Source organism: Paenarthrobacter sp. NPDC090517 (genome assembly GCF_044769165.1).
In the GTDB taxonomy this organism is placed as follows: Bacteria; Actinomycetota; Actinomycetes; order Actinomycetales; family Micrococcaceae; genus Arthrobacter.
In genome coordinates, this window is the sequence record NZ_JBIVXN010000003.1 from 298,457 (window position 1) to 320,917 (window position 22,461).

The 22,461-nt window shown below is 62.2% G+C and carries 17 protein-coding genes; 10 read left to right on the plus strand and 7 right to left on the minus strand.

Annotated features, from left to right (window positions below; translation table 11 throughout):
* Positions 1–5 precede the first annotated feature (5 nt).
* Both ACIQTW_RS13005 and ACIQTW_RS13010 read left to right on the plus strand, forming a co-directional pair.
* Positions 6–392 carry a BlaI/MecI/CopY family transcriptional regulator gene (locus tag ACIQTW_RS13005; protein ID WP_011774471.1) on the plus strand — a complete coding sequence of 129 codons (387 nt, stop codon included), beginning with the start codon at positions 6–8 and terminating at the stop codon, positions 390–392.
* A 5-nt stretch (positions 393–397) separates the two neighbouring features.
* Complete coding sequence (locus ACIQTW_RS13010) at positions 398–1,420, plus strand: M56 family metallopeptidase (protein WP_402937344.1); 1,023 nt, start codon at positions 398–400, stop codon at positions 1,418–1,420.
* Between the two features lie 14 nt (positions 1,421–1,434).
* On the opposite strand, the gene ACIQTW_RS13015 is transcribed toward ACIQTW_RS13010, so the two are convergent.
* Entirely contained in the window at positions 1,435–1,977 is a 543-nt protein-coding gene (locus ACIQTW_RS13015) for a Chromate resistance protein ChrB (protein ID WP_402937346.1), read from the minus strand.
* Positions 1,978–1,999: 22 nt separating this feature from the next.
* On the opposite strand from ACIQTW_RS13015, the gene ACIQTW_RS13020 reads away from it, so the two are divergent.
* Positions 2,000–3,217, plus strand: a complete 1,218-nt coding sequence (locus tag ACIQTW_RS13020) for an MFS transporter (protein ID WP_402937584.1) — start codon at positions 2,000–2,002, stop codon at positions 3,215–3,217.
* Here ACIQTW_RS13020 and ACIQTW_RS13025 read toward each other — a convergent pair.
* Positions 3,214–5,322 carry a type IIA DNA topoisomerase subunit B gene (locus ACIQTW_RS13025; RefSeq protein ID WP_402937348.1) on the minus strand — a complete coding sequence of 703 codons (2,109 nt, stop codon included), beginning with the start codon at positions 5,320–5,322 and terminating at the stop codon, positions 3,214–3,216. The two genes, ACIQTW_RS13020 and ACIQTW_RS13025, sit on opposite strands and share 4 nt — an antisense overlap.
* Before the next feature lie 255 nt (positions 5,323–5,577).
* Here ACIQTW_RS13025 and ACIQTW_RS13030 point away from each other — a divergent pair, with 255 nt between their 5' ends.
* Positions 5,578–5,799: a hypothetical protein gene (locus ACIQTW_RS13030; RefSeq protein ID WP_018778705.1), complete on the plus strand. Its 222-nt coding sequence runs from the start codon at positions 5,578–5,580 to the stop codon at positions 5,797–5,799.
* Between the two features lie 178 nt (positions 5,800–5,977).
* Here the strand turns inward: ACIQTW_RS13030 and ACIQTW_RS13035 are convergent, their stop codons facing one another.
* The 4 genes from ACIQTW_RS13035 to ACIQTW_RS13050 form a co-directional block, all read right to left on the minus strand.
* Positions 5,978–7,291 carry an RNA polymerase sigma factor gene (locus tag ACIQTW_RS13035; RefSeq protein WP_402937350.1) on the minus strand — a complete coding sequence of 438 codons (1,314 nt, stop codon included), beginning with the start codon at positions 7,289–7,291 and terminating at the stop codon, positions 5,978–5,980.
* A 255-nt stretch (positions 7,292–7,546) separates the two neighbouring features.
* On the minus strand, positions 7,547–8,800 hold the full coding sequence (locus ACIQTW_RS13040) for a DUF4192 domain-containing protein (RefSeq protein ID WP_402937352.1): 1,254 nt from the start codon (positions 8,798–8,800) through the stop codon (positions 7,547–7,549).
* 82 nt (positions 8,801–8,882) lie between these two features.
* Positions 8,883–10,238 (minus strand): nitrate/nitrite transporter, encoded by a 1,356-nt coding sequence (locus tag ACIQTW_RS13045; protein WP_402937354.1) that lies wholly within the window; start codon positions 10,236–10,238, stop codon positions 8,883–8,885.
* Between the two features lie 35 nt (positions 10,239–10,273).
* Complete coding sequence (locus tag ACIQTW_RS13050) at positions 10,274–11,212, minus strand: proteasome assembly chaperone family protein (protein WP_091466697.1); 939 nt, start codon at positions 11,210–11,212, stop codon at positions 10,274–10,276.
* Between the two features lie 361 nt (positions 11,213–11,573).
* Between ACIQTW_RS13050 and ACIQTW_RS13055 the strand changes: the two genes are divergently transcribed.
* The 5 genes from ACIQTW_RS13055 to ACIQTW_RS13075 all read left to right on the plus strand — a co-directional run bounded on the left by ACIQTW_RS13055 (position 11,574) and on the right by ACIQTW_RS13075 (position 17,818).
* Positions 11,574–13,097, plus strand: coding sequence for a leucyl aminopeptidase (locus ACIQTW_RS13055; protein ID WP_402937356.1), 1,524 nt, complete (start codon positions 11,574–11,576; stop codon positions 13,095–13,097).
* Positions 13,098–13,393: 296 nt separating this feature from the next.
* Complete coding sequence (gene lpdA / locus ACIQTW_RS13060) at positions 13,394–14,776, plus strand: dihydrolipoyl dehydrogenase (RefSeq protein ID WP_026005508.1); 1,383 nt, start codon at positions 13,394–13,396, stop codon at positions 14,774–14,776.
* A gap of 111 nt (positions 14,777–14,887) precedes the next feature.
* Positions 14,888–16,717, plus strand: coding sequence for a 2-oxoglutarate dehydrogenase, E2 component, dihydrolipoamide succinyltransferase (sucB, locus tag ACIQTW_RS13065; RefSeq protein ID WP_402937358.1), 1,830 nt, complete (start codon positions 14,888–14,890; stop codon positions 16,715–16,717).
* Positions 16,718–16,877: 160 nt separating this feature from the next.
* Complete coding sequence (locus tag ACIQTW_RS13070; RefSeq protein ID WP_402937360.1) at positions 16,878–17,231, plus strand: hypothetical protein; 354 nt, start codon at positions 16,878–16,880, stop codon at positions 17,229–17,231.
* A gap of 158 nt (positions 17,232–17,389) precedes the next feature.
* The gene (locus tag ACIQTW_RS13075) at positions 17,390–17,818 is read left to right on the plus strand and encodes an OsmC family protein (RefSeq protein ID WP_026005506.1); all 429 of its coding nucleotides are present in this window, start codon (positions 17,390–17,392) and stop codon (positions 17,816–17,818) included.
* 123 nt (positions 17,819–17,941) lie between these two features.
* Here the strand turns inward: ACIQTW_RS13075 and ACIQTW_RS13080 are convergent, their stop codons facing one another.
* On the minus strand, positions 17,942–21,463 hold the full coding sequence (locus tag ACIQTW_RS13080; RefSeq protein ID WP_402937362.1) for a S41 family peptidase: 3,522 nt from the start codon (positions 21,461–21,463) through the stop codon (positions 17,942–17,944).
* Between the two features lie 85 nt (positions 21,464–21,548).
* Here ACIQTW_RS13080 and ACIQTW_RS13085 point away from each other — a divergent pair, with 85 nt between their 5' ends.
* Complete coding sequence (locus tag ACIQTW_RS13085) at positions 21,549–22,448, plus strand: TIGR01777 family oxidoreductase (protein ID WP_402937364.1); 900 nt, start codon at positions 21,549–21,551, stop codon at positions 22,446–22,448.
* The last annotated feature ends 13 nt before the right edge of the window (positions 22,449–22,461 follow it).

The following is a 22,461-nucleotide window of genomic DNA, read 5'->3' on the forward strand; positions in this document are numbered from 1 at the left end:
TATCAATGGCAAGTCTTGGGGAACTGGAACGGGCAGTGATGGATCTGCTCTGGGCAGGCCAGGAGGCTGCAACTGCCAACACACTGCGGGATCTGCTGGCGCAGGATTCCGAGGCTGGTGACGGCACCGCGGGTCACCAGGGCAAGGATCTGGCCGTAACCACGGTCCTCACTGTGCTCTCACGGCTGGAAAAGAAGGGCCTGGTGGAGCGCGAACGCGGAACGCGACCGCACCGCTACCAAGCCGTCTCCAGCCGCGCCGATCACACCGCCGAACTCATGCACGAAGTCCTGGGCTCGGCTCCGGACCGCGAGGCCGTCCTGGCCCGCTTCATTGGTTCCGTCACCGAAAGCGAAGCCGCTACCCTGCGCAAACTGCTCGGCTACAATTAGCCACTATGTTCTGGACCTCATACCTGCTTGCGGTCCTGGCAATCATTCTGGCGTGGCCAGTACCCGTGCTGCTTTCCCGCGCGCAGTGGCCGGCACGATCTCCCTTCACCGCCATGGTGCTGTGGCAGGCGATCGCCCTCGCTGGCGGCTTGTCCATGATCGGGGCCATGCTCGTTTACGGACTCGAGCCCATCGGGGACAACCTCATTGCAGGACTCAAGAGCCTGGCCGGGATGGTTTTCAACAACGAGCCCACCACCGCGCTGGGCTTTTGGCACCTTTTTGCGCTCTCCGCAGCGGCACTGTTGACCGCCCACTTGGTCTTCACCCTGCTGCTGACCTATTACAAGATTGAACGGCAGCGGCGACGCCACCGCGAGCTGCTGGCCCTGCTGGCATCACCGTCGGACGACGGCCCCGGCACAGTGGTGATCAACCACGATTCCCCCGTCGCCTACTGCCTGCCTGGTGGCGCCCGATCCGTAACCGTGCTATCCGACGGCCTGATGGCAGCACTGGAACCTGCTGAACTCAGGGCTGTGCTTATTCACGAGAACGCGCACCTGTCCCAGCGCCACGATCTCCTGCTTTGGGCCTTTGCTGCTTGGCGTCAGGCCCTGCCATGGTTTCCCACCACCCGGCTGGCCCAGACAGCGGTGAATTCGCTGATCGAAATGCTGGCCGACGACGTCGCCCTCCGCACCGAGAGCAAAGGCACCCTGATCAAGGCCATCGCCATTGTTGCCAGCGGCACCACACAGCCCGCCCTTGACGGGCAGCCGGTCAGCGGGAGCAAGACACTGGCCGGCGGCCAGGCACTCAGCGTCGGTGGTGCCGTCGTCGAGGGCAATGCCGTGAGTGCCACAGGCGGCGCTGATTCCCCACGCACGACGGCGTCACGCGTCAGCCGCCTGCTCTCACCCAAGCCTCCACTCACCAAGGCTGCACGGGTGTTGGTCCTGGCGGCCTCGGCCTTGCTGCTTGCGGTGCCCACTGCCCTGCTGATCGTCCCGGGACTACTGGGGTGACCGGGCTGACCCGGCTATTGGGGCAGCGTCGCCTCGTACACCAAGGACGCGTAGCCTTCCAGTGCCTCGGCGCAGCGTGCCAGGTGCTCTGAAGCATCCGTCGCCTGCGGCAAATGAAGCACATCGCGTGACTTCAGCTCCCTGTACCAGCGCCTCAAGCGCTCCAGGCTTTGTTCTTCTTCCTCCAGTTCGGCGAAAGTGAACTTCTCCCTCGAAATCTCTTTCGCTATCTCCTGCTCAAATTTGCCGCAATCGGCCGTGAACTCCTTCCATTCCTCCAACCGGGCAGCTTCGAAAGCGCTACGGAAAGTGTCCGCACCGTTGTCGCGGGGTGCAGCGTCCACCAAAGTCCAAGTGCCTGCGCCCTTTGCCACCAGCGCCTGGGCCCGCGCAAGACCCTCATCGAAGGCCGGATGGGCCGGGAGAACCCACGTACCCGGCGACAAAGGAACGGCACCGATCCGGCGCAACTCCCGCCACACTGCCACCCTGTGCCGGGATGGCTGCGCAGGAACCTGCACCAAAATCAACAACCACTGTTCATCAATCACACTCATGAATGTAGCAGCTGTTACATTCATGTACGTGAAAGCCCCCAACTCTTCTCCCACGTCCGTTGCAGCCCGCCAGCGTTGGCCCCTCTACGCCGCAGGCTTCACCACCGCCTTTGGTGCCCATGCGGTGGCAGCGGGCCTGGGGGCAGAAAGCGCGGACATCGGCTTGAGCTTGCTTGCTCTGGGCGTTCTTCTGGCTTTGTACGACGTAGCGGAAGTGTTCCTCAAACCCGTTTTCGGTGCCCTCAGCGATCACATCGGACCCAAGCCGGTGATCGTGGGTGGGCTTGTGGCTTTCTCCGCTGCCTCCCTGATTGGATTATGGGCGGATCAACCCGCCATGCTCGCGGCCGCCCGCCTTGGTCAAGGGATGGCGGCTTCGGCCTTCTCGCCGGCCTCATCCGCTGGCGTTGCCCGGCTCGCAGGCGGCAGGACCGGGCACTACTTCGGCCGCTACGGCTCCTGGAAAGGACTCGGCTACGCCATTGGCCCGTTGCTGGGCGCCATGGCCATCATCATCGGCGGATTCGGCTTCCTGTTCGGGATCCTGACGGCCCTGGGCTTGGCTGTGGCCATGTGGGCCATGGTTTCAGTACCCCGCCTGCAGCCGCTTCCCCGTCCCAGATACACCATCGTCGATGTGTGGCGCCAAAGCACTGAACGGTCATTCCTCGGCCCAACCCTGGTGTTGGCCGCTGCCACGGGTGCGCTGGGTGCCGCCGTCGGCTTTCTCCCCGCGCTGGTAGCACGGGAAGGGCTAGGCACGGCAGGCAGCGTTGCCGTAGTCACCGTGCTGGCAGTAGCTTCCGCGCTGATACAGCCCCGCGTCGGCAGGCTGAGGGACCAGGGAAGAATCGCCGACAGGCCCGGCATGGTGGCCGGCCTGCTGGCTATCTCGGTAGGCACTCTGATGGCCGGCTTGTTGCCGGGAGCGGCCTGGATCTACTGCGCAGCAGTGCTCATCGGTGCGGGAATCGGCGTCTCCACCCCTCTCGCATTCGCTCACCTGGCCGATGCGACGCCGGCCGAACGCCTCGGCAGAACCATGGGCTCTGCCGAGCTGGGCCGTGAACTTGGCGACGCCGGCGGGCCGCTGCTGGTGGGCGGCGTCGCAGTAGCGGCCGGGCTGCCCTGGGGCCTGGGAGCTTTGGCCTTGGTGGTGGGCGCCGCGGCCCTTGCAGCCCCGGGCGCCCGCGCACCACAGGTCCCTGATGGTGACCTGGTTCCGCCAAACCAGAGCTAGGCGTCGATGCGTTCCCGGTCCAGCGTAGCCGCGCCGGCAATGATGAACTCCTTGCGCGGTGCCACGTCCGAGCCCATCAAAAGATCGAAGACTTCCTCGGCACGTTGGGCGCTATCAATGCCCACCTTCCGGAGAGTCCGGTGTCGTGGATCCATAGTGGTCTCTGCCAGTTGCTGTGCGTCCATTTCACCCAGGCCCTTATATCGCTGAATTGGTTCCTTGTAGCGTTTGCCTTCCTTGGCAAGGTTGGAGAGAAGGACGTGAAGCTCGGCCTCCGAGTAGGTGTAGATCATCTCGTTGGCCTTCTGGCCGGGGTTGATCACTTCCACACGGTGCAGGGGCGGGACAGCGGCAAACACACGGCCGGCTTCGACCATGGGCCGCATGTATCGGAAGAAAAGGGTAAGCAGCAGGGTGCGGATGTGTGCACCGTCCACGTCGGCGTCGGTCATGAGGATGACCTTGCCGTAACGGGCAGCGTCAATGTCGAAGCTTCGACCGGAGCCGGCGCCCACAACCTGGATCAACGCCGCGCACTCCGCGTTGGACAACATGTCGCCTACGGATGCTTTCTGCACGTTCAGGATCTTGCCGCGAATGGGCAGTAGTGCTTGGAAGTCGGATGAGCGGGCAAGTTTGGCGGTACCGAGTGCCGAGTCACCCTCTACGATGAACAGTTCAGAGCGCGCGACGTCATCAGTTCGGCAATCTGCGAGCTTTGTAGGCATCGACGAAGTTTCCAAGGCGTTCTTGCGGCGCTGGGTTTCTTTGTGCACACGGGCCGAGATGCGCGACTTCATCTCCGCGACCATCTTCTCCAAGAGGAGCGCGGACTGGGCTTTGTCGTTGCGGTTGGCCGAGTTCAGCCTCGCTGTTATTTCCTTCTCAACCACCTTGGCCACAATGGCACGAACCGCCGAGGTACCAAGGATTTCCTTTGTCTGTCCCTCGAATTGCGGCTCCGCAAGCCGGACAGTTAGGACGGCGGTCAGCCCGGCGAGAATGTCGTCTTTCTCCACCTTGTCGTTGCCGGCCTTGAGCTTGCGCGCGTTCGTCTCCACGGCCTTGCGGAAGGTTTTCAGCAGGGCCGCTTCAAAGCCGGACTGGTGCGTGCCGCCCTTGGGGGTGGCGATGATGTTGACGAAGCTGCGCATAGTGGTCTCATAACCGATGCCCCATCGCAGGGCGATGTCCACCTCGCAGTCACGTTCAACTTCCGCGATCTTGCTGTGCCCGTTCTCATCGAGGACCGGGACGGTTTCCTTGAATTTCCCTGAACCATGGAGGCGCCAGACATCCGTAACCCCGGAATCGGCAGCGAGGAACTCAACAAACTCGGAGATGCCGCCATCGTGGTGGAACACTTCCTCATGGACACCGGCCTCCCCCGGCGTTCCGGCCAGCTTGCGCTCGTCGCGCACAGTGATTTTCAAGCCGGGTACGAGGAACGATGTTTGGCGTGCCCGTGCTGCCAGGTCGTCATAGGAGAACTTGGCGTCAGGGGTGAAAATTTGACGGTCGGCCCAATATCGCACGCGGGTGCCGGTGACGCCACGTTTCGCCTTCCCCACGACATCCAGCACCGAGTTCTCCACGAACGGTTCGAACGGTGCGTTGGGGCTCGGCTTTGCCCCGGAATCCACGAAGCGTCCCGGCTCACCGCGGCGGAACGACATCTGGTAAGTCTTGCTGCCGCGGTCCACTTGGACATCAAGGCGGCTTGACAAAGCGTTTACCACCGAAGCCCCGACACCATGCAAACCACCCGAGGCAGTGTAGGAACCGCCACCGAATTTGCCACCTGCATGCAGTTTGGTGAAGACAACTTCGACGCCGGAGAGGCCGGTCTTGGGCTCTACATCCACTGGGATTCCACGGCCGTCGTCGTGGATTTCCACTGAGTTGTCGGCATGCAGGATGACTTTGATGTCATGTCCGAAGCCCGCCAGAGCCTCATCCACGGCGTTGTCGATGATTTCCCAGAGGCAGTGCATGAGGCCGCGGGAGTCAGTGGAGCCGATGTACATGCCCGGGCGCTTACGAACGGCTTCCAGGCCCTCAAGGACAGATAGATGCCGGGCGTTGTATTCAGAACTCGGTGCCACTCGCGGTGTGCTCCTTCGGGGTATATCTCCGGGTACTTCCCAGCCGTGTGTTGACTGGTAATTCAAGGCAAACACTGCCCGTACAAGCGTAGCCGGGGAAGTCGTCAGGCACCGTTTGCCACTCCAGCACGGACGCAGCCTGCCTGGTTACGTTACGCACATGTGATACGCGGACAGCGAAAGTGACCCATCCTTGCCATGGATCTGGACCGAATGCTGGTTATATGGATGTACAGAACTACTAAGGAGGCCGACATGACAACAGCAGTTGCAGACCGCACGCTGAACGCAGCTGACCGCTGTGACCGTTGCGGAGCCCAGGCGTACGTCCGCGTTGTACTCGAGTCCTCCGGCGGTGAGCTGCTCTTCTGCGGCCACCACGCACGTGCAGTTGAAGCTACGCTTCGGCCCATGACTTCTGACTGGCACGATGAGACCGAGCGCCTCAACGAGAAGGCTCCCGTCCCCGTCGACTAGGCAGTCCGGTTATCCGGAAACCCTTTTTGATCACATGACAAGGCTCCTCCCGGACGGGAGGGGCCTTGTTGCGTTGAGTCTGTCGTTTTGGACTTGTTGCACTCGACTTTTGTGCAACATGAAAGCGGCCCAGCCGGAAGTCCGACTGAGCCGCTCTCAACACCCGCAGTGTGTCTTTTTAGTCCAGGTAATCCCGCAGGACCTGCGAGCGGGACGGGTGCCGCAGCTTGGACATGGTCTTGGATTCGATCTGGCGGATGCGCTCGCGCGTGACGCCGTAGACCTTGCCGATTTCGTCTAAAGTCTTCGGCTGGCCATCGGTCAGGCCGAAGCGCATAGCAACAACTCCCGCTTCGCGCTCGGACAGGGTGTCCAAAACCGAGTGCAACTGCTCCTGCAGGAGCGTGAAGCTCACGGCGTCGGCAGGGACCACAGCCTCGGAGTCCTCAATCAGGTCACCGAACTCGGAGTCACCGTCTTCACCCAGAGGCGTGTGGAGCGAAATCGGCTCACGGCCGTACTTCTGAACCTCGACAACCTTCTCGGGCGTCATGTCCAGCTCGAGTGCCAGCTCTTCAGGCGTCGGTTCGCGGCCGAGGTCCTGAAGCATCTGGCGCTGTACGCGGGCCAGCTTGTTGATGACTTCCACCATGTGCACCGGAATACGGATGGTGCGGGCCTGGTCTGCCATGGCGCGGGTAATTGCCTGACGGATCCACCAGGTTGCGTAGGTGGAGAACTTGAAGCCCTTGGTGTAGTCGAACTTCTCCACTGCACGGATAAGGCCCAGGTTGCCTTCCTGGATCAGGTCCAGGAAGAGCATGCCACGGCCGGTGTAGCGCTTGGCCAAGGAAACGACGAGGCGCAGGTTGGCTTCGAGCAGGTGATTCTTGGCACGCTTGCCGTCGTGGATGACGAATTCAAGCTCACGCTTGAGCTTGGGATCCATGGATCCGTCGTCAGCGTTGATCTTTTCCTCGGCAAAGAGGCCTGCCTCGATACGAAGGGCGAGGTCAACTTCCTGCTCTGCGTTCAGCAGTGCGACCTTACCGATCTGCTTCAGGTAATCCTTGACGGGGTCGGCAGTCGCACCGGCCGACATGACCTGCTGAACAGGAGCGTCGTCGTCGTCGGCATCGGAGTACACGAATCCCGTACCTGAGGGAGCAGCCTTGTCCTTGGTGGCCGTGGCGCCGTCCTCGACGTCATCTTCTCCGACTTCGACTTCTTCGGCAGCTGCGGGATCAAAGTCTTCATCCTCGCCGTTGGAATCCTCAGCGTCGGAGCCTGAGGACTTGTTCGCGGCTTCAGCGGCGGCCTTCGCGCCGGGCTTGGGTCCACGCTTCTTGGGTGCCGGCTTGTCAGAGTCGCCCTCTGAGGCCTTGTTGGCAGCACGTGTCGCTGCGCGCTTTGCCGATGTTGCCGCCTTCTTTTCCTCAGCGGACAATTCGGCCTGGGCGGCGGGTTCCTTCTCGACGGAAGACGGGGTCACAGAAAACCTTTCTAGCGGCGGTCTGTGGAATCACCATACGGGCAACACCACTATGACCCTGTCAAGTCCGCGATCAATTTCAAATGCGATCGCCGTCTGCAGAGTCTCTATAGAGAACTCCCGACGACACTGTATTGTTCCCGATGAAGGGGCCAATTCAGGCATTCGAACGCGGACCCAACCGGGTCTCGGCATCCATTGTCTCACGGTTTTGCGAAACGCATACCTCAGGAATTTTCAAACCCCCTATGCCACCTATGCGACAGTGTCCTTGAATCCGCGCCACGCCGTCTCGGAGCTCCGCGCCCACGTGCAGATGGTCCCCTGTCCCAGAAGATCCATGAGCAGTTCGGCCAGTCGGTATCCCGGCTGCGCAGACTCCGCCCGGCTCAGGCAGGCATGGGCAATGGATCCGCGCCCCTTGCACCAGGAAATCCAGCCCTGAAGTGTCAATGCGGCCGCTGGCACTACGCCGGATTCGTCATCGACACATAGCACGGAAAGAACCTGTTGCAGCGCGTCAAGGGTGCTCCAACACGGCATGTGCGGTTGCATGCCCAATAAGACATCTCCGTAGGTGAAGACGTCCCCGGACGGGTCGGGCTCATGATGAACTTTGGGAGCCGGAAGGGCTGAGGCGGGTATGCCAAGTTCTTGTGGGTCGAAGGCCGCGCCTGCGTCGTCTTCGATGAAAAGCCCGAACGCCGCAGCACCGGACTTTGCAGATTCCATGCCTGCTGCCGCCATGACGACCACAGCGTCCCGCCACGCGGGGACTCTGAGGGTGGTTCTGAGGAAACCCATGATTTCTGCGTCAGCCCGGGGCTGCAGCGGGTCATCTGCTGCGCACCTTTTCAGCACGTGGTCCCACACGGCGAGGACGGCGTCCAAACAACGTTCGCTCCGCCACCCACCGAGAATCTGCTTCCCATAGCGTGACTCCGACGCCAGCACCAGAGGATTCAACGCCCCTGGACGTGTAAGCTGCGGCATTCCGGGCCCGCTCCTCGGCGACGGCCCAATGGAGCTCCCCCTGTACACCAGTTCAGCGCTCAACCTGCTGTTCTTGATGCGATCAACAGGCAGTCCAGGCAACGGGCAACAGTCCAGGTTCGCGCAGTAGGCGCTACGCCAATACCCGGCGCCTACCAGCCATGCATCCCTCACCGATAGATCGACCTCATCGAGGCTTAGCTGCAGGGCCTCGAGCAGCGGGATTGCCTCCCGGACCACGCTGCCGTCATCCCATCCCGTGTCAGTGTAGAGGGCAAGTACCACCCCGTTGGCTTCCTCGTCGGCAATCAGGAAACTGCGGATCTGGTCTGCGAAACCCGAGCGGGCAAGCTGTGAATCAAGGTTCGGCAGATCCACTCGCAGTGTGGCTCCAAGGACTTTCCCTTGCATGGTGATGGCTACAAGGCTGTCCTCGGGCCAGTAGCCCAACATATGGGGAATGTAGCCAAGGATGTCTTCGGGTTGGTGGATGCTGAGCGTTCTGTTGGAATTCATGGTTCCAGCCTGCTCAACTCCTGCCGGAGGAGACAGTGACCATCATGCCTATGTGGAAAAGCTGCCGCAGCAGCGCAGGCGCCTAGTGCTCGTCCGGAGAAACGGGGCGTGCGGCACGACGCCGCTCGATCCGTTCCCGACGCTGCCTGGCAAGGGCGGCCATCAACGGCTGCACGTGAATCCCCTGCGATGCCATCTGCCGGCGCACCTTCCGCCGTGTCACCAGGATGAGCACAGTACCTAGGCCCAGCAGAACGAACTGAACGCTGAGGGCAATCCGGAACGGCGCAAGCCCGTAAAGATCCCCGCCGGAGAACCCACTGGCGTACAGGAGGTCGAGCACCAGACCGATGAGGTAGATGGCAACGAGGGCCGCAATAAAGCCGCCAACGTTGACTATCCCCGTTGCCGTGCCGATCCGGTGCGAGGGATTGAAGGTCCTGGCGAAATCGAATCCAATCATGGACCCGGGCCCGCCGACAGCGAGCACTACCACCAGAACGGCCAGGAGCCACAGCGGGGCGCGTGCGGGAAGAATAAGCACAGCAGCCCAGGCCAAGGCTGTAGCCAGCGCAATCAGCAGGACCATGGCCGATCTTCGCATGGGATGTTTGGAGACGAAGCGGCCAAAACCGGGGCCGGCAACAATCGCCGTGGCCACAAACAGTGCCATGAGGCCTGAGACCGTCCCTGCATCGAGCCCCTGGGCAGACAACAGGAATGGATAGCCCCAGGTCATGGCAAAAAGGTTCCCGCTGAACTGCACAGTGAAGTGACTCCAAAGGCCCAACCGGGTCCCGGGCTGTTTCCACGCGCGGGACAGCGAGATACCGGTGGCGCGGAGACCCTGGCCGGTGTCCCTGGGCGGGTGCCCTGGTGGTGCATCCCGAAGCGCCGCGAGCACGAGGACTACTGCCAGCACGGACATGGCCGCCAGGGTGAGGAACGCGGGTGTCCATCCGGCCGCGTGAAGAAGCAATGCGAACGGAACAACACTGAAGAGTTGGCCGAGCTGGCCGCACATGCCAGTCAGCTGAGTAACCAGCGGAACCTTGGAAGGAGCGAACCACAACGGGACCAGACGGATTACCGAGATGAAGGTCATCGCATCGCCGGCTCCCACCAGGACGCGGCCCAGGACTCCCCCGGGAACACTGTCCGCAAAGGCCAACTGCAACTGACCCAGTCCCATGAGCACGGCGCCACCGGCCACCATGGCCCGTGAACCGAACCTGTCTACCAGCACGCCGACGGGGATCTGCAGCCCCGCATAAACCAGGAGTTGAAGCACCGTGAAAAATGAGATGGCAGCGGCGCTGGCGTGGAATCTCTCAGTGGCTTCAAGCCCTGCTACGCCGAACGAGGTTCGCTGCGCCACCGCCACAAGGTAGGCGAACACGCCGATCGTCCAGATGAGCCAGGCGCGGGGAGCATTCACCCAACAATTATGCCTGCCGGGAACTCAAAGCTGATTTATTGAGGCGAGTCTTTACGCGCCAAATAGGCCTCCACGGCAGCTCCAATATCCTCGGCATTGGGCAGCTCATCATTCTCGTCCGCCAGCAACGAACGGCGGACGATGCCCTCGGATTTTTCGTCGTAGCGTGTCTCGAGATTTGTCACTACTGCCTGAACTTCTTCAGAAGCCTCGATCTGCTCCGCAATTTGGCGGCCGACTTCACGCCCGGCTTCCCGTAGCCTGTCCGTTGGCAGCATGAGGGACGTTGCCGCCCCCAGGTATTCCAAACCGGCGACGGCGGCCGGTGGGTACTCCGCTTCAGACAGGTAATGCGGGACATGGATGACGTAGCCGGCCACATTACGTTCCGCTTCGGTGAGCCGGAGTTCCAGAATGTGTCCAATGGCGGCAGGAACATCCACAGTGGGTTTCCAGCTTGAAATTCCCTCAATGAGCTCAGGCATGTTGCCATGGACCGTCACTCCAACAGGCCGCGTGTGCGGGACGGGCATGGGGATGGAATGGATCCAGGTCACCAGGTTGACGTCGAGCTCTTCAACAATTCCGACGACGGCCCTCGAGAAGCGCTCCCACTGCAGGTCGGGTTCGAAGCCGGCAAGCAGCAGGAACGGCTGGCCGAGACCGTCATTCAGCTTGTACAGGCCCAGCTTTGGTGCTTGGTAGTCCTGCAGATGGTCTTCCACAAAGCTGATGTGGGGCCGCCTCGAACGGTAGTCGATGAGTTGGTCGGCATCGAACATGGCCACCACTTCGGCGCCCAGTTCGTCCAACAGTTCCGCGTTGATCTGCCGGACCACGTGACCGGCATCGGCAAAGCCCGTGAATCCCATGACCATGTTCAGCCCGCGGAGCTCGGGGCTGTGGAAGGTCTCGATGTTTCGCGCGTACAGCGATTCGGGGTCCAGGAGAGAGCCGGATATCCGTTCAAACACGGCGTGTTCCTTTCGCAATGACAAAGTTTAGGGAAGTCCCCGGTGCCAACTACACGGCGCCAAGCTCATGACACCCAGCGGCATGACAACACCGGGCACCATTGATTGGCTGCGGGACTCTATTAATCCATACAACGCTCCACGCCATGCACGCATTCCTGCCCCCGATGTGCCGCAGCTCTCATTTAATTGCCGTCCGCAGCGTTCAAGAGACTACGATCGAAGCGGGTCGAGGTCCTTTGCGATGCTGGACCTGAAGTCCAAGGCCGCCGTCGCAGGAAGACGTCGGGCGCGTACCGGGGCAGGCCGCCAAACATGCGGTCCCGCCATGCAATGCAGAGAGAAGTGAGGACACATCCTCGTGGTCAAGACTACTGACATCATCCTGGGCATCATCGCCAAGGACCTGAAAAAGTCCCCCAGCGACGCCCTTGTGATCGGCGTTGCCCAAGGCGCGGACGGGCCGGTACTGCTGTCCAACCCGTTGAGCGCGAAAGCCGCCGAATCCGTTGCGGGCTCCCTGCAGCTTTTGGGGATCACCGGCGCCGCGGACCAGGTTCACCGGCTTCCGGGACTGCCCGAAACAGGCTCAGGGATTCTTGTCCTTACAGGCGTGGGAAAGCTGTCCGATGTCGGCAGCCTCAGCGAAGAAGCGTTACGGCGCGCCGCAGGATCCGCCGTTCGCCAGCTCGCCGGAGCCTCTTCAGTCACTTTGGCCTTCCCGACGGCTACCCTCGCCGACGTCGCGGCGGTCGCCGAAGGTGCCGCTTTGGGCGCTTACTCCTACACGGAGCACCGTTCCAGCAAGGATGGGCTCAAAGCCCCAGTAGCCAAAGCCTTTATCTTCTCGGATGTCGATGCCAAGTCCGCCCAACCCGCCCTGGACCGGGCAATTGTGCTCGCCCGTGCGGTCAACGCGACCCGCACCTTGGTCAACCAGCCCCCAAGCCACCTCTACCCCGAGTCGTTCGCCGAGTCCGCCAAGGAACTCGCCAAGGGCCTCCCGGTCAAGATCACGGTGTGGGACGAAAAGCGTCTGGAAAAGGAAGGCTTCGGAGGCATCCTCGGCGTCGGCAAGGGCTCTACCCGCCAACCCCGCCTCGTCAAGGTGGAATACGCTCCCGCGAAGGCCACCAAGAAGATCGCCCTCGTAGGCAAAGGCATCACGTTCGACACCGGAGGCATCTCCATTAAGCCCGCCCTCGGCATGGGTGACATGAAGAGCGACATGGCGGGCGCCGCCGTCGTACTTAATACGGTCCTGGCCATCGCCTCGCTCGGCCTGCCACTCAAGGCAACTGCCTGGCTCTGCATCGCCGAGAACATGCCCTCAGGCGCCGCAGCGCGGCCTGCTGACGTGTTCACCATCTACGGTGGCAAGACCGTTGAGGTTCTGAACACGGACGCTGAGGGGCGTTTGGTGATGGCCGACGGCATCGTCGCTGCCAGCATGGAGAAGCCGGACGCCATCATTGACGTCGCAACACTGACCGGCGCACAGCTGATTGCACTGGGCCTGCGTACTGCCGGCGTCATGGGATCGGATTCCGTCACGGCAGCGCTGAAGTCGGCGGCCGACAGGGCGGGCGAATTGGTTTGGCCCATGCCGCTGCCCGAAGAACTCCGCCCAAGCCTTGACTCGCAGGTGGCAGACCTTGCCAACATCGGTGAGCGTAACGGTGGAATGATGACCGCAGCAGTCTTCCTTCGCGAATTCGTGGGTAAGAACGGTGACGGCCAGCAGATCCCGTGGGCCCACGTGGACATCGCCGGTCCCTCGTTCAACAACGGCGCCCCGTATGGTTACACGCCCAAGCAGGGAACCGGATGCACCGTCCGTACCTTGGTTGCCTACGCCGAGGATCTCCTGGCGGTCTCCGCCTAGCTCCACTCCCCCGCGCCCTTCCGGGTTGCGCAGGTTCCTGACGATCGTCGTCCAGGGCCTGCGCAACCCCGGAATTATGCGGGGTGTAGCGCTGTGTCACAAGTGAACGTGAGTCTCGACACAAGCGCTCCACAAACGCCCGCAGAGGGTGGAGCATGGGTAGGTGGTTCGCTAAGGTGAACTCGATAGTCACAAATGCAAGAGAACTTAGGTGCTGGCATAATCACGGCAGAACAAGTTCCAAAGACCAGATGGCACGCAGTCCCGTGTCATCATTCACGCGAGGGAGCGTTTTAGTGGCCGATCAGGCAACTGCGCAAGAATTCGACATCCTGGTACTCGGTGGCGGCAGCGGCGGCTACGCCACTGCCCTGCGGGCCGTACAGCTTGGGTTCACCGTTGGCCTTGTGGAAAAGGCAAAGCTCGGCGGAACCTGCCTGCACAACGGCTGTATCCCCACCAAGGCACTCCTGCACTCGGCCGAACTGGCCGACCATGCACGCGATTCCGCCAAGTATGGCGTGAACGTCACGCTCGACAGCATCGACATGTCTGCCGTGAACGCGTACAAGGACGGCATCATCGCCGGTAAGTTCAAGGGCCTCCAGGGACTTATCAAGTCCAAGGGCATCACCGTCATCGAGGGTGAAGGCAAGCTCCAGGGCAACAACACGGTCGTCGTGAACGGCACCTCTTACACGGGCAAGAACATTGTCCTTGCCACGGGTTCCTACTCGCGTTCACTCCCCGGCCTGGAAATCGGCGGCAAGGTCATCACCTCGGATCAGGCCCTCACCATGGACTACATCCCCAAGAGCGCCATCGTCTTGGGCGGCGGCGTCATCGGTGTCGAGTTTGCTTCCGTCTGGAAGTCCTTCGGCGTGGATGTCACCATCATTGAAGGCCTTCCCTCCCTGGTTCCGAACGAGGACGCCTCGATCGTCAAGAACCTTGAGCGTGCCTTCAAGAAGCGCGGCATCAAGTTCACCACCGGCATCTTCTTCCAGGGCGTTGAGCAGAACGACGACGGCGTCAAGGTCACCTTGGTTGACGGCCAAACGTTCGAAGCCGACCTCCTGCTCGTAGCCGTCGGCCGCGGTCCGGTCACCGCCAACCTTGGCTACGAAGAAGCCGGCATCACCATCGACCGTGGCTTCGTCATCACCAACGAACGCCTCCACACCGGCGTTGGCAACATCTACGCCGTCGGCGACATCGTCCCCGGCGTCCAGCTCGCACACCGCGGCTACCAGCAGGGCATCTTCGTCGCCGAGGAGATCGCCGGCCTGAACCCGGCAATCGTCGAGGACATCAACATCCCCAAGGTCACCTACTGCGAACCTGAAATCGCAACGGTGGGCTACACCGAAAAGGCCGCCAAGGAAAAGTTCGGCGACGACCAGGTGCAGACCCAGGAATACAACCTTGCCGGCAACGGCAAGAGTTCAATCCTCGGCACCGGTGGCATCGTCAAACTTGTTCGCCAGAAGGATGGCCCCGTGGTGGGCATCCACATGATCGGCTCCCGCATGGGCGAGCAGATCGGTGAGGCCCAGCTGATCGTGAACTGGGAAGCATACCCGGAGGACGTGGCCCAGCTGGTCCACGCCCACCCCACCCAGAACGAAAGCCTGGGCGAAGCCCACCTTGCCCTCGCGGGCAAGGCCCTCCACGGCTAAGTCTTACCAAGACCCACGGATCGGGTGCATGCAGCGGAATATGCCGCATGCACCCGATCCGAACCAGCAGAATTCATCCGCACAAAGATCAATAAGGAGAACGGGGACGACATGTCTGAATCCGTTAACTTGCCCGCCCTCGGTGAGAGTGTCACCGAAGGAACCGTCACCCGCTGGCTCAAGCAGGTTGGTGACCGGGTGGAGATCGACGAGCCGTTGCTCGAGGTTTCAACCGACAAAGTAGACACCGAAATCCCTTCTCCGATCTCAGGCGTCATCGAAGAAATCCTCGTCGCTGAAGACGAGACGGCCGAAGTAGGCGCCCCCTTGGTCCGAATCGGCGACGGTTCCGGCTCCGCCGCTCCGGCGGCTGAGTCCGCACCGGCTGAGGAAGCTCCTGCCGCGCCCGCAGAGCAGGCAGCAGCGGCCGAAGAAGCTCCTGCCGCACCCGCCGCTGAAGAAGCACCGGCGGCTGACGCACCCGCTGCTTCAGGCGAGGGCCATGAAGTAACCCTCCCCGCATTGGGCGAGAGCGTCACCGAGGGTACTGTCACCCGCTGGCTCAAGGCTGTTGGCGATACCGTTGAGGTGGACGAACCCCTCTTGGAGGTTTCCACCGACAAGGTAGACACCGAAATTCCTTCCCCGGTTGCCGGCACCCTGCAGGAAATCCGCGTCAGCGAGGACGAAACAGCAGAGGTTGGCTCCGTGCTTGCCATCATCGGTTCCGGCGCAGCTGCTCCTGCATCGGCTCCCGCTCCTGCTGCAGCGCCTGCCGCCGAGGCTCCGGCTGCTCCCGCTGCTGCACCGGCACCCGCCGCCGCACCTGCTGCTCCGGCACCCGCCGCCGCACCTGCCGCTCCGGCACCTGCTGCCGCGCCTGCTGCTCCGGCACCTGCTGCTCCGGCACCCGCCGCCGCACCTGCCGCTCCGGCACCTGCTGCCGCGCCTGCTGCTCCGGCACCTGCTGCTCCCGAGGCTGCGCCTGCGGCTGAAGGCTCCTCGGAATCCGGATACGTCACTCCCTTGGTCCGCAAGCTTGCCAACCAGCACGGTGTAGACATTTCATCGGTCTCCGGCACCGGTGTCGGTGGCCGCATCCGCAAGCAGGATGTTCTCGCCGCCGCAGAAGCAAAGCAGGCGGCCGCAGCCCCCGCTGCAGCTGCTCCGGCAGCAGCTCCCGCAGCTAAGGCCGCTGCCCCCGTGGTCGCATCTTCCCTGCGTGGAACCACTGAGAAAGCCCCTCGCATCCGACAGGTCATTGCCCGCCGTATGCGCGAGTCCCTTGAGGTCTCCACTCAGCTGACCCAGGTGCACGAGGTCGACATGACCAAGATCGCCAAGCTCCGTCTCAAGGCCAAGAACTCGTTCCAGGCCCAGAACGGCGTCAAGCTGACCTTCCTCCCGTTCATCGCCAAGGCAGTAGCCGAAGCCTTGAAGCAGCACCCCAAGCTGAATGCCGCTTACGACGAATCCAAGCAGGAAATCACATACCACAACGCCGAGCACCTGGCGATTGCCGTGGATACTGACAAGGGTCTCCTGGTACCTGTCATTTCCGACGCCGGCAACCTGAACCTCGCCGGCTTGGCCGGCAAGATCGCCGATGTCGCAGGCCGCACCCGCGACGGCAAGATCGGCCCGGATGAACTGTCCGGTGGCACATTCAGCATCACCAACATCGGTTCCGTTGGTGCACTGTTTGATACTCCGATCATCAACCAGCCTCAGGTAGGCATCCTCGGAACCGGCGCCATCGTCAAGCGCGCCGTCGTGGTTGCCGACGAAAACGGCGACGACTCGATCGCTATCCGCTCCATGATGTACCTGTCCCTCACGTACGACCACCGCTTGGTGGACGGCGCGGATGCCGGCCGCTTCCTGCAGACCCTCAAGGCTCGCCTTGAAGAAGGCGCTTTCGAAGCAGACCTCGGTCTCTAAGAGCCTGCGTCTCTAACCACGCTTTCAAAAGCAGAAGGGCAGGTTACCGGGAAACCGGTAACCTGCCCTTTTGCTTTGCAAGCCCCCTGCTATTCATGCACCTCATGGTGTCAGCGTGGCTTTGCTACGGGACGTAGAACCAACTGGATAAGCTTGGGCCATGAGTATTCTCTTCAACATTCTGGTGTTCTTGCACATCGTCGGCGCAGCCATGATTGTGGGCTACTGGATCGCCACCCTCAAGGAGCCAACCGTCCACCCGCGCCAGCGTGACGGCGCCTTCCTCCAGCTCCTCACCGGCGTCGCCATGATGGGTGTGTTCCCCCTGCTGCCCGACGCTGATCCCAACTATTTCAAGCTTGGCGTGAAGTTTGCCATCGGCGTGGCAGTAGCTGTTCTGGCAGTTATCGGCACACGCAGGGTGAAGAAAGGCGAGCCGGTCTCTACCGGCCTGGCCCACGGCGTTGGCGGCCTGGCTTTGATCAACATAGCCATCGCAACCCTCTGGAACTAATCCGGGGCCGACTTCTTCGGTATCCACGTCATCAGTCCGGGGTCACAATCCACTGTCAGCGGAATGGCCGTGCGGTCCGGCAGGCAAATCCATAGGATTGATCCGATGGCACCTGCCGACGGCTGGTTGCCGACTCACAACGACCCCAAGGAGTGGACATGGCAGCAACACGCACCGCACACACGGTTTGGAACGGCAACCTGATTGAAGGCGCCGGCAACACAACGCTGGACAGTTCAGGACTGGGCACGTTCGATGTCACCTGGAAGGCACGCACGGAGCAGTCAGGCGGCAAAACCAGCCCGGAGGAACTGATTGCCGCTGCCCACTCCGCTTGCTTCTCCATGGCTTTCAGCCACGCTCTTGCCGGCGAAGGATTCACTGCTGAAGAAGTTCAGACCAAAGCCGACGTTACGTTTGTTCCCGGTACCGGCATCACTGGCAGCCACCTGACCATGACGGCCAAGGTTCCGGGCCTGTCCGAAGAGGACTTCCGCCGTATTTCGGAAGATGCAAAAACGGGCTGCCCCGTTTCCGGCGCTCTGGCCAGCATCGAGATCACCTTGGATGCCACCCTCGCGCAGTAATAACACCTTCGAAGCGTAGAAGAGCCCCGCCACTCCCCTAAGGAAGTGGCGGGGCTCTTCTGTACTTACCTGCTGTTAGCCCTTTTGGGGACCCTGCTGTTAGCCCTTTTGGGGACCCTGCTGTTAGCCCTTTTGGGGGCGCGAGGGTAGTGGCGCCGGCCGAACCTTGCGGTAGCCCTCACGCACCGGAGGGCGATCGGTGGGCAGCTCCTGGATCATTTCCTTGAGCGCACCAATTCCGTATTCCAGTTGCGGGTCCGTCCCGGCTGCGTAGGCGTGCGGCGGGAACAGGACCTCGATGTCCGGCTCCACCCCGCGGTTTTCCACGTCCCAACCGATCCCGCCACTGAACCATGTGGCGTATCGCGGCTGGGTGACCCCGGTGCCATCGGCTAGTGAGAAGCGGTTGTCAATGCCCACCACGCCGCCCCAGGTGCGCGTACCGATGACGGGGCCAATACCCCTCAGCTTGGACACTTGGGTGATGATGTCGCCGTCGGATCCCGCGAATTCATCCGCGAGGATGATCACGGGTCCACGTGGTGCGTGGTGTGGGTATGTCCTCGGCTTTTCGCCGCGCGGCATACTCCAGCCTGTGACCTTACGCCCGATCAGTTCGGCAACCAACTGGGATGTGTGCCCGCCGCGGTTGCGACGCACATCCACAATCAGGCCGTCCAGTGCAGTCTCTGTATCCAAGTCGCGGTGAAGTTGCGCCCAGCCGTTGGCCATCATGTCCGGGACATGCAGGTAACCGAATTTGCCGTCCGAGGCCTCACGGACTGTACGCCGGTTGGCCCGGACCCAGTCCTGGTACCGCAGCCGCTCCTCATCGCGGACTGGAACCACGGCAACGCGACGCTGGACACCGGCAGCCTCACCATGGCCTTCACCGTTCAAGAGGGTCAGCTCCACCGTCCTGCCTGCGGACCCTACCAGTTGCATTGCCGGCGTCAAGACCGCGGAAAGCTCGACGCCGTCGATCGCCAGGAGCACGTCGCCCACCTTGGCGTCGGCGCCAGGACGGGTCAAGGGTGAAGTAGCCAGCGGGTCGGAGGACTCACCTGCGAGGATACGGGTAATTTGCCAACCGTTGGTGCCGAGCTGGAACTCAGCTCCAAGCCTGCCCTGGCCGTTTCGTCCGGGCTCCGCAACAGCGGCCGGCTTGACGTAGGCATGCGACGTTCCCAGCTCGCCGTGGATTTCCCACAGCAGGTCAACCAGGTCATCGTGGGAACCAAGCCGGTCCACGATGGGACGGTAGCGCTTGTAGACGGAGTCCCAATCCTGGCCTGCCATGTCGGCGGTCCAGAAGAAGTCCCGCTGCAGCCTCCAGGCCTCGTCGAATGCCTGGCCCCAAGCGGCCACGGGGTCCAAGATGACCCGGACCCTGTTGAGCTCCACCTTCACGAGGTCCGCTGAGTCCTCCTCCACCTTGTTGTCAGCGGGAACGGACGTGATTTGCTTGTCGTGCACGTAGATGATGCGGCTAAGGTCACCCGACAAGCGGTAGCTGTCCACTGCCTTGACGAGCGTGGCCTGCTTGCGCTTGGCAAGGTCATACCGGACCAAGGAAGGCGCCGTTTTCTTGTCCTGAAGGGTGCCTCGCCCATCGCCCATGACACCTGAAAGTTCAGTATCGAGCCACAACAGTGCACCGTCGCCAACGGCCAGGTCTGAGTAGTTTCCCTGAGGTACGGGGACAGCGATGACCCTATGGGCAAGCCCCTCCGGGTCAACACGCACGACTGGCGCTACGCCGTCGTAGGACGTTGTAGCGGCGTGTGATGCGTCCTCCAGCGTGTCCACGGAAGGACCAAACGGCGAGGGCGTGTCTGCTGCCAAGGCAACCAGGTACGGCTTGATGGGGCTCGGGAAGGACAGGTCGAACGAGTGACCGTCGTACACGGGATCGAAGCTCCTGTTGGACAGGAACGCCAGGAATTTTCCGTCAGGGGTGAATCTCGGGGACTCGTCGCAGAAGCGGCCGTCAGTGACATCGATGATTCCTGACTCAGGCTCTGCCGGACGGGCGATCCTGAGCTTGCTCCGCGAACCGAAGGACGTCACCGGCTCCGACCAGACGAGCCACCGGGAGTCGCTGGACCACGACAGTTCGTCGATGCTGCCTTCACCGACGCTCACAAGCCGCGTCAGCGTTCCGGCAGTGGTGTCTGCAACGAAGACGTCGCCGAAGGACGTGCCGACAGCAAGCCAGCGCCCGTCCGGACTGGCTTCCAGAGCACTCGTCCGGGTAGGGGCAGGAAATTCAATGCGGAGATCAGCGGACTCTTCCGCCTGCGCAGGAACTGTAGTTGCCGTCGCGCCACCCGCGGTATCTGCGGACGGCTCACCGTTGACCGTCTCAACCGGCGTTGTCCGGGCTTCGTCTTCGGAGGTCCACCTGACACTGGTACTCGCTTGCGCCGTAACGCCCCCCTGTCCCAGCACGTTCGACGCCGAGACCGGCTTGGGAAGCGGAGCTGATTCTTCGGTGGCAGGAGCGGGTTGTTCCGCAGCAATTTTGGGAATCTCCACCACTGCCGAAAGGCGGGCGGCGATGCGCTTGATATACAGCGCTTCCACTCCCCCATGGTCGGCGACGTACGCTATCCGACCGTCAGTAAGTGGCCGGGGCAGGCGGGCGCGGACGCCAGGTGTCGCTTCAACCACACGGGAAGGTCCGTCCTTATGCCGGAGCCAGTGAATAGTGCCGTGAGATTCAACAGCGCTGGCACTTCCGGGAACGTTGGGGAAAACGTCCCCCAAATGGGCAGAAGCCTTAAGCGGCGCGGGACGACGTCCCGGTGATGCCGACCCGAGTGAGATGTTCAATTTGACCGGCTCAGCATCTGCGTCCAGTGACGGAAGCATCCAGATCTCGCCTGCCGACTCAAAGACCACCCGCGTGCCATCCGTGCTGGCATGACGGACGTAGAAGTCCTCGTGGTCCGTGTGTCGGCGCAGTCCGGAACCATCAGGAAGCACGGAATAAAGGTTTCCGTAGCCCTCGTGGTCCGACAGGAAGGCAATCCGTCCTTGAATCCACAGAGGGTCGGTCAGATTTCCGTCGATCTCCGCCGCCAGCCGCTCGAATTCTCCGTTGCCGTCGGCATCGATCCAGAGCTTCCCGGCGGTGCCTCCGCGGTAGCGCTTCCACCAGGCGGGCTCACGTGAGAGGACGCTTGCCAGGACTACCGGCTTCTCGTCACCGATTTCTGGACCAAAGGCAACAGCCTCAACCGGGCCGAACGGAAGTTCGACGGCGGCGCCGCCGTCCAGCGGGAGGCTGTAAGCGTGCGTGTGACGGCTTTCGGCTTGTTGGAAGGCGCTGGTTACCACCACGTTCCCTGACGGCGTGAAGCCTTTGACCTTCGTGGTGCTGTGCCCGAAGTAACTCAGCTGCCTGTACCCGCCGCCGTCGACGTTGGCCGTGACCACCTCCGGTGAGGTGCCCACCACAGTGGTCCACACCAGCCCCTTGCCGTCCGGGGTGAACCGCGGGTTCCTTGCCGGGAGTTGCTGGGAGGACACCCGCCAGGCGCGGCCTCCTGAAAGGGGTGCGATCCAGATGTCGTCTTCGGCCACAAAGGTGACCAGATCGCCGTGCACATGCGGGAAACGGAGGTAGCTGGAGGAGGTCATTGTTCGATCATAGTCAAGAGGTACCCTTCAATTGCGGCATCCTCTGTCGTTTCCACCACAAGCGTTCGCCATGGTGAGATGGGTCATGAGAATCGTGATGTCCGGAGCTTCGGGAATGATCGGGACGGCCTTGTCCGAGCAGCTGGTTACCGACGGTAATGAGGTCATCCGGCTGGTGCGGCGCCCAGCCAGGTCGGCGCTTGAATGGACGTGGGACCCAGCCAAGGGCGAGCTGGACGAGGCTGTCCTGGACGGTGCCGACGCCGTGGTCAACCTCTCAGGCGCAGGCATAGGCGACCGTCCATGGACAAAACGCCGGATCCAGGTCCTCACGGAATCCCGTCTCGGGACCACTCAAACCCTGACGGCTGCCATGCGACGACTCGGCAAACCGCCCGCCACATTCATCAGCCAATCCGCTTCCGGCTACTACGGCGCTTCACGCGATGGGGCGCTGAGGGAGGATTCAGGTCCCGGCGACGGCGTGTTAGGCCGACTGTCCGTTGAGTGGGAGCGCATGGCACAGACTGCTCCGGCCGGGGTTCGGGTGGTGACGCCCCGGACAGGTGTGGTGCTCAGCACCTCCGGTGGCGCGCTCGGTCCACTGCTCCCCTTGTTGAAGCTCGGTCTGGGTGGCCCTTTTGGGAACGGTCGTCAGTATTGGCCATGGATCACGTTGGCCGACGAAGCCAGGGCCCTCGCGTACCTCGCTACAGCACAAATTGACGGTCCCGTGAATGTCTGCGCCCCGGAGAGCGCGGATGTGAACACGATCGTTGCGGGCCTCGCCAAGGCATTCAACAGACCGGCCTTCTTCCGTGTACCCCGGCCCGCCCTGCGGCTGGTCCTGGGTGGTCTGGCAGATGAACTCGTGATGGCCAACCAGCGGATGGTGCCCGAGCGGTTGCAGGAGGCCGGCTTCAAATGGCTGCACCCATCCCTTCCTGATGCCATGTCATGGCTGCGCCAGGAAAAGGCCCGCTGAACTTGTGCTCGGC

Bases quoted from the DNA above. Each gene is read 5' to 3' on its own strand.
- ACIQTW_RS13005 (WP_011774471.1), top strand. From the start codon at position 6: ATGGCAAGTCTTGGGGAACTGGAACGGGCAGTGATGGATCTGCTCTGG.
- ACIQTW_RS13010 (WP_402937344.1), top strand. From the start codon at position 398: ATGTTCTGGACCTCATACCTGCTTGCGGTCCTGGCAATCATTCTGGCG.
- ACIQTW_RS13015 (WP_402937346.1), bottom strand. From the start codon at position 1,977: ATGAGTGTGATTGATGAACAGTGGTTGTTGATTTTGGTGCAGGTTCCT.
- ACIQTW_RS13020 (WP_402937584.1), top strand. From the start codon at position 2,000: ATGTACGTGAAAGCCCCCAACTCTTCTCCCACGTCCGTTGCAGCCCGC.
- ACIQTW_RS13030 (WP_018778705.1), top strand. From the start codon at position 5,578: ATGACAACAGCAGTTGCAGACCGCACGCTGAACGCAGCTGACCGCTGT.
- ACIQTW_RS13040 (WP_402937352.1), bottom strand. From the start codon at position 8,800: ATGAATTCCAACAGAACGCTCAGCATCCACCAACCCGAAGACATCCTT.
- sucB (WP_402937358.1), top strand. From the start codon at position 14,888: ATGTCTGAATCCGTTAACTTGCCCGCCCTCGGTGAGAGTGTCACCGAA.
- ACIQTW_RS13070 (WP_402937360.1), top strand. From the start codon at position 16,878: ATGAGTATTCTCTTCAACATTCTGGTGTTCTTGCACATCGTCGGCGCA.
- ACIQTW_RS13075 (WP_026005506.1), top strand. From the start codon at position 17,390: ATGGCAGCAACACGCACCGCACACACGGTTTGGAACGGCAACCTGATT.
- ACIQTW_RS13080 (WP_402937362.1), bottom strand. From the start codon at position 21,463: ATGACCTCCTCCAGCTACCTCCGTTTCCCGCATGTGCACGGCGATCTG.
- ACIQTW_RS13085 (WP_402937364.1), top strand. From the start codon at position 21,549: ATGAGAATCGTGATGTCCGGAGCTTCGGGAATGATCGGGACGGCCTTG.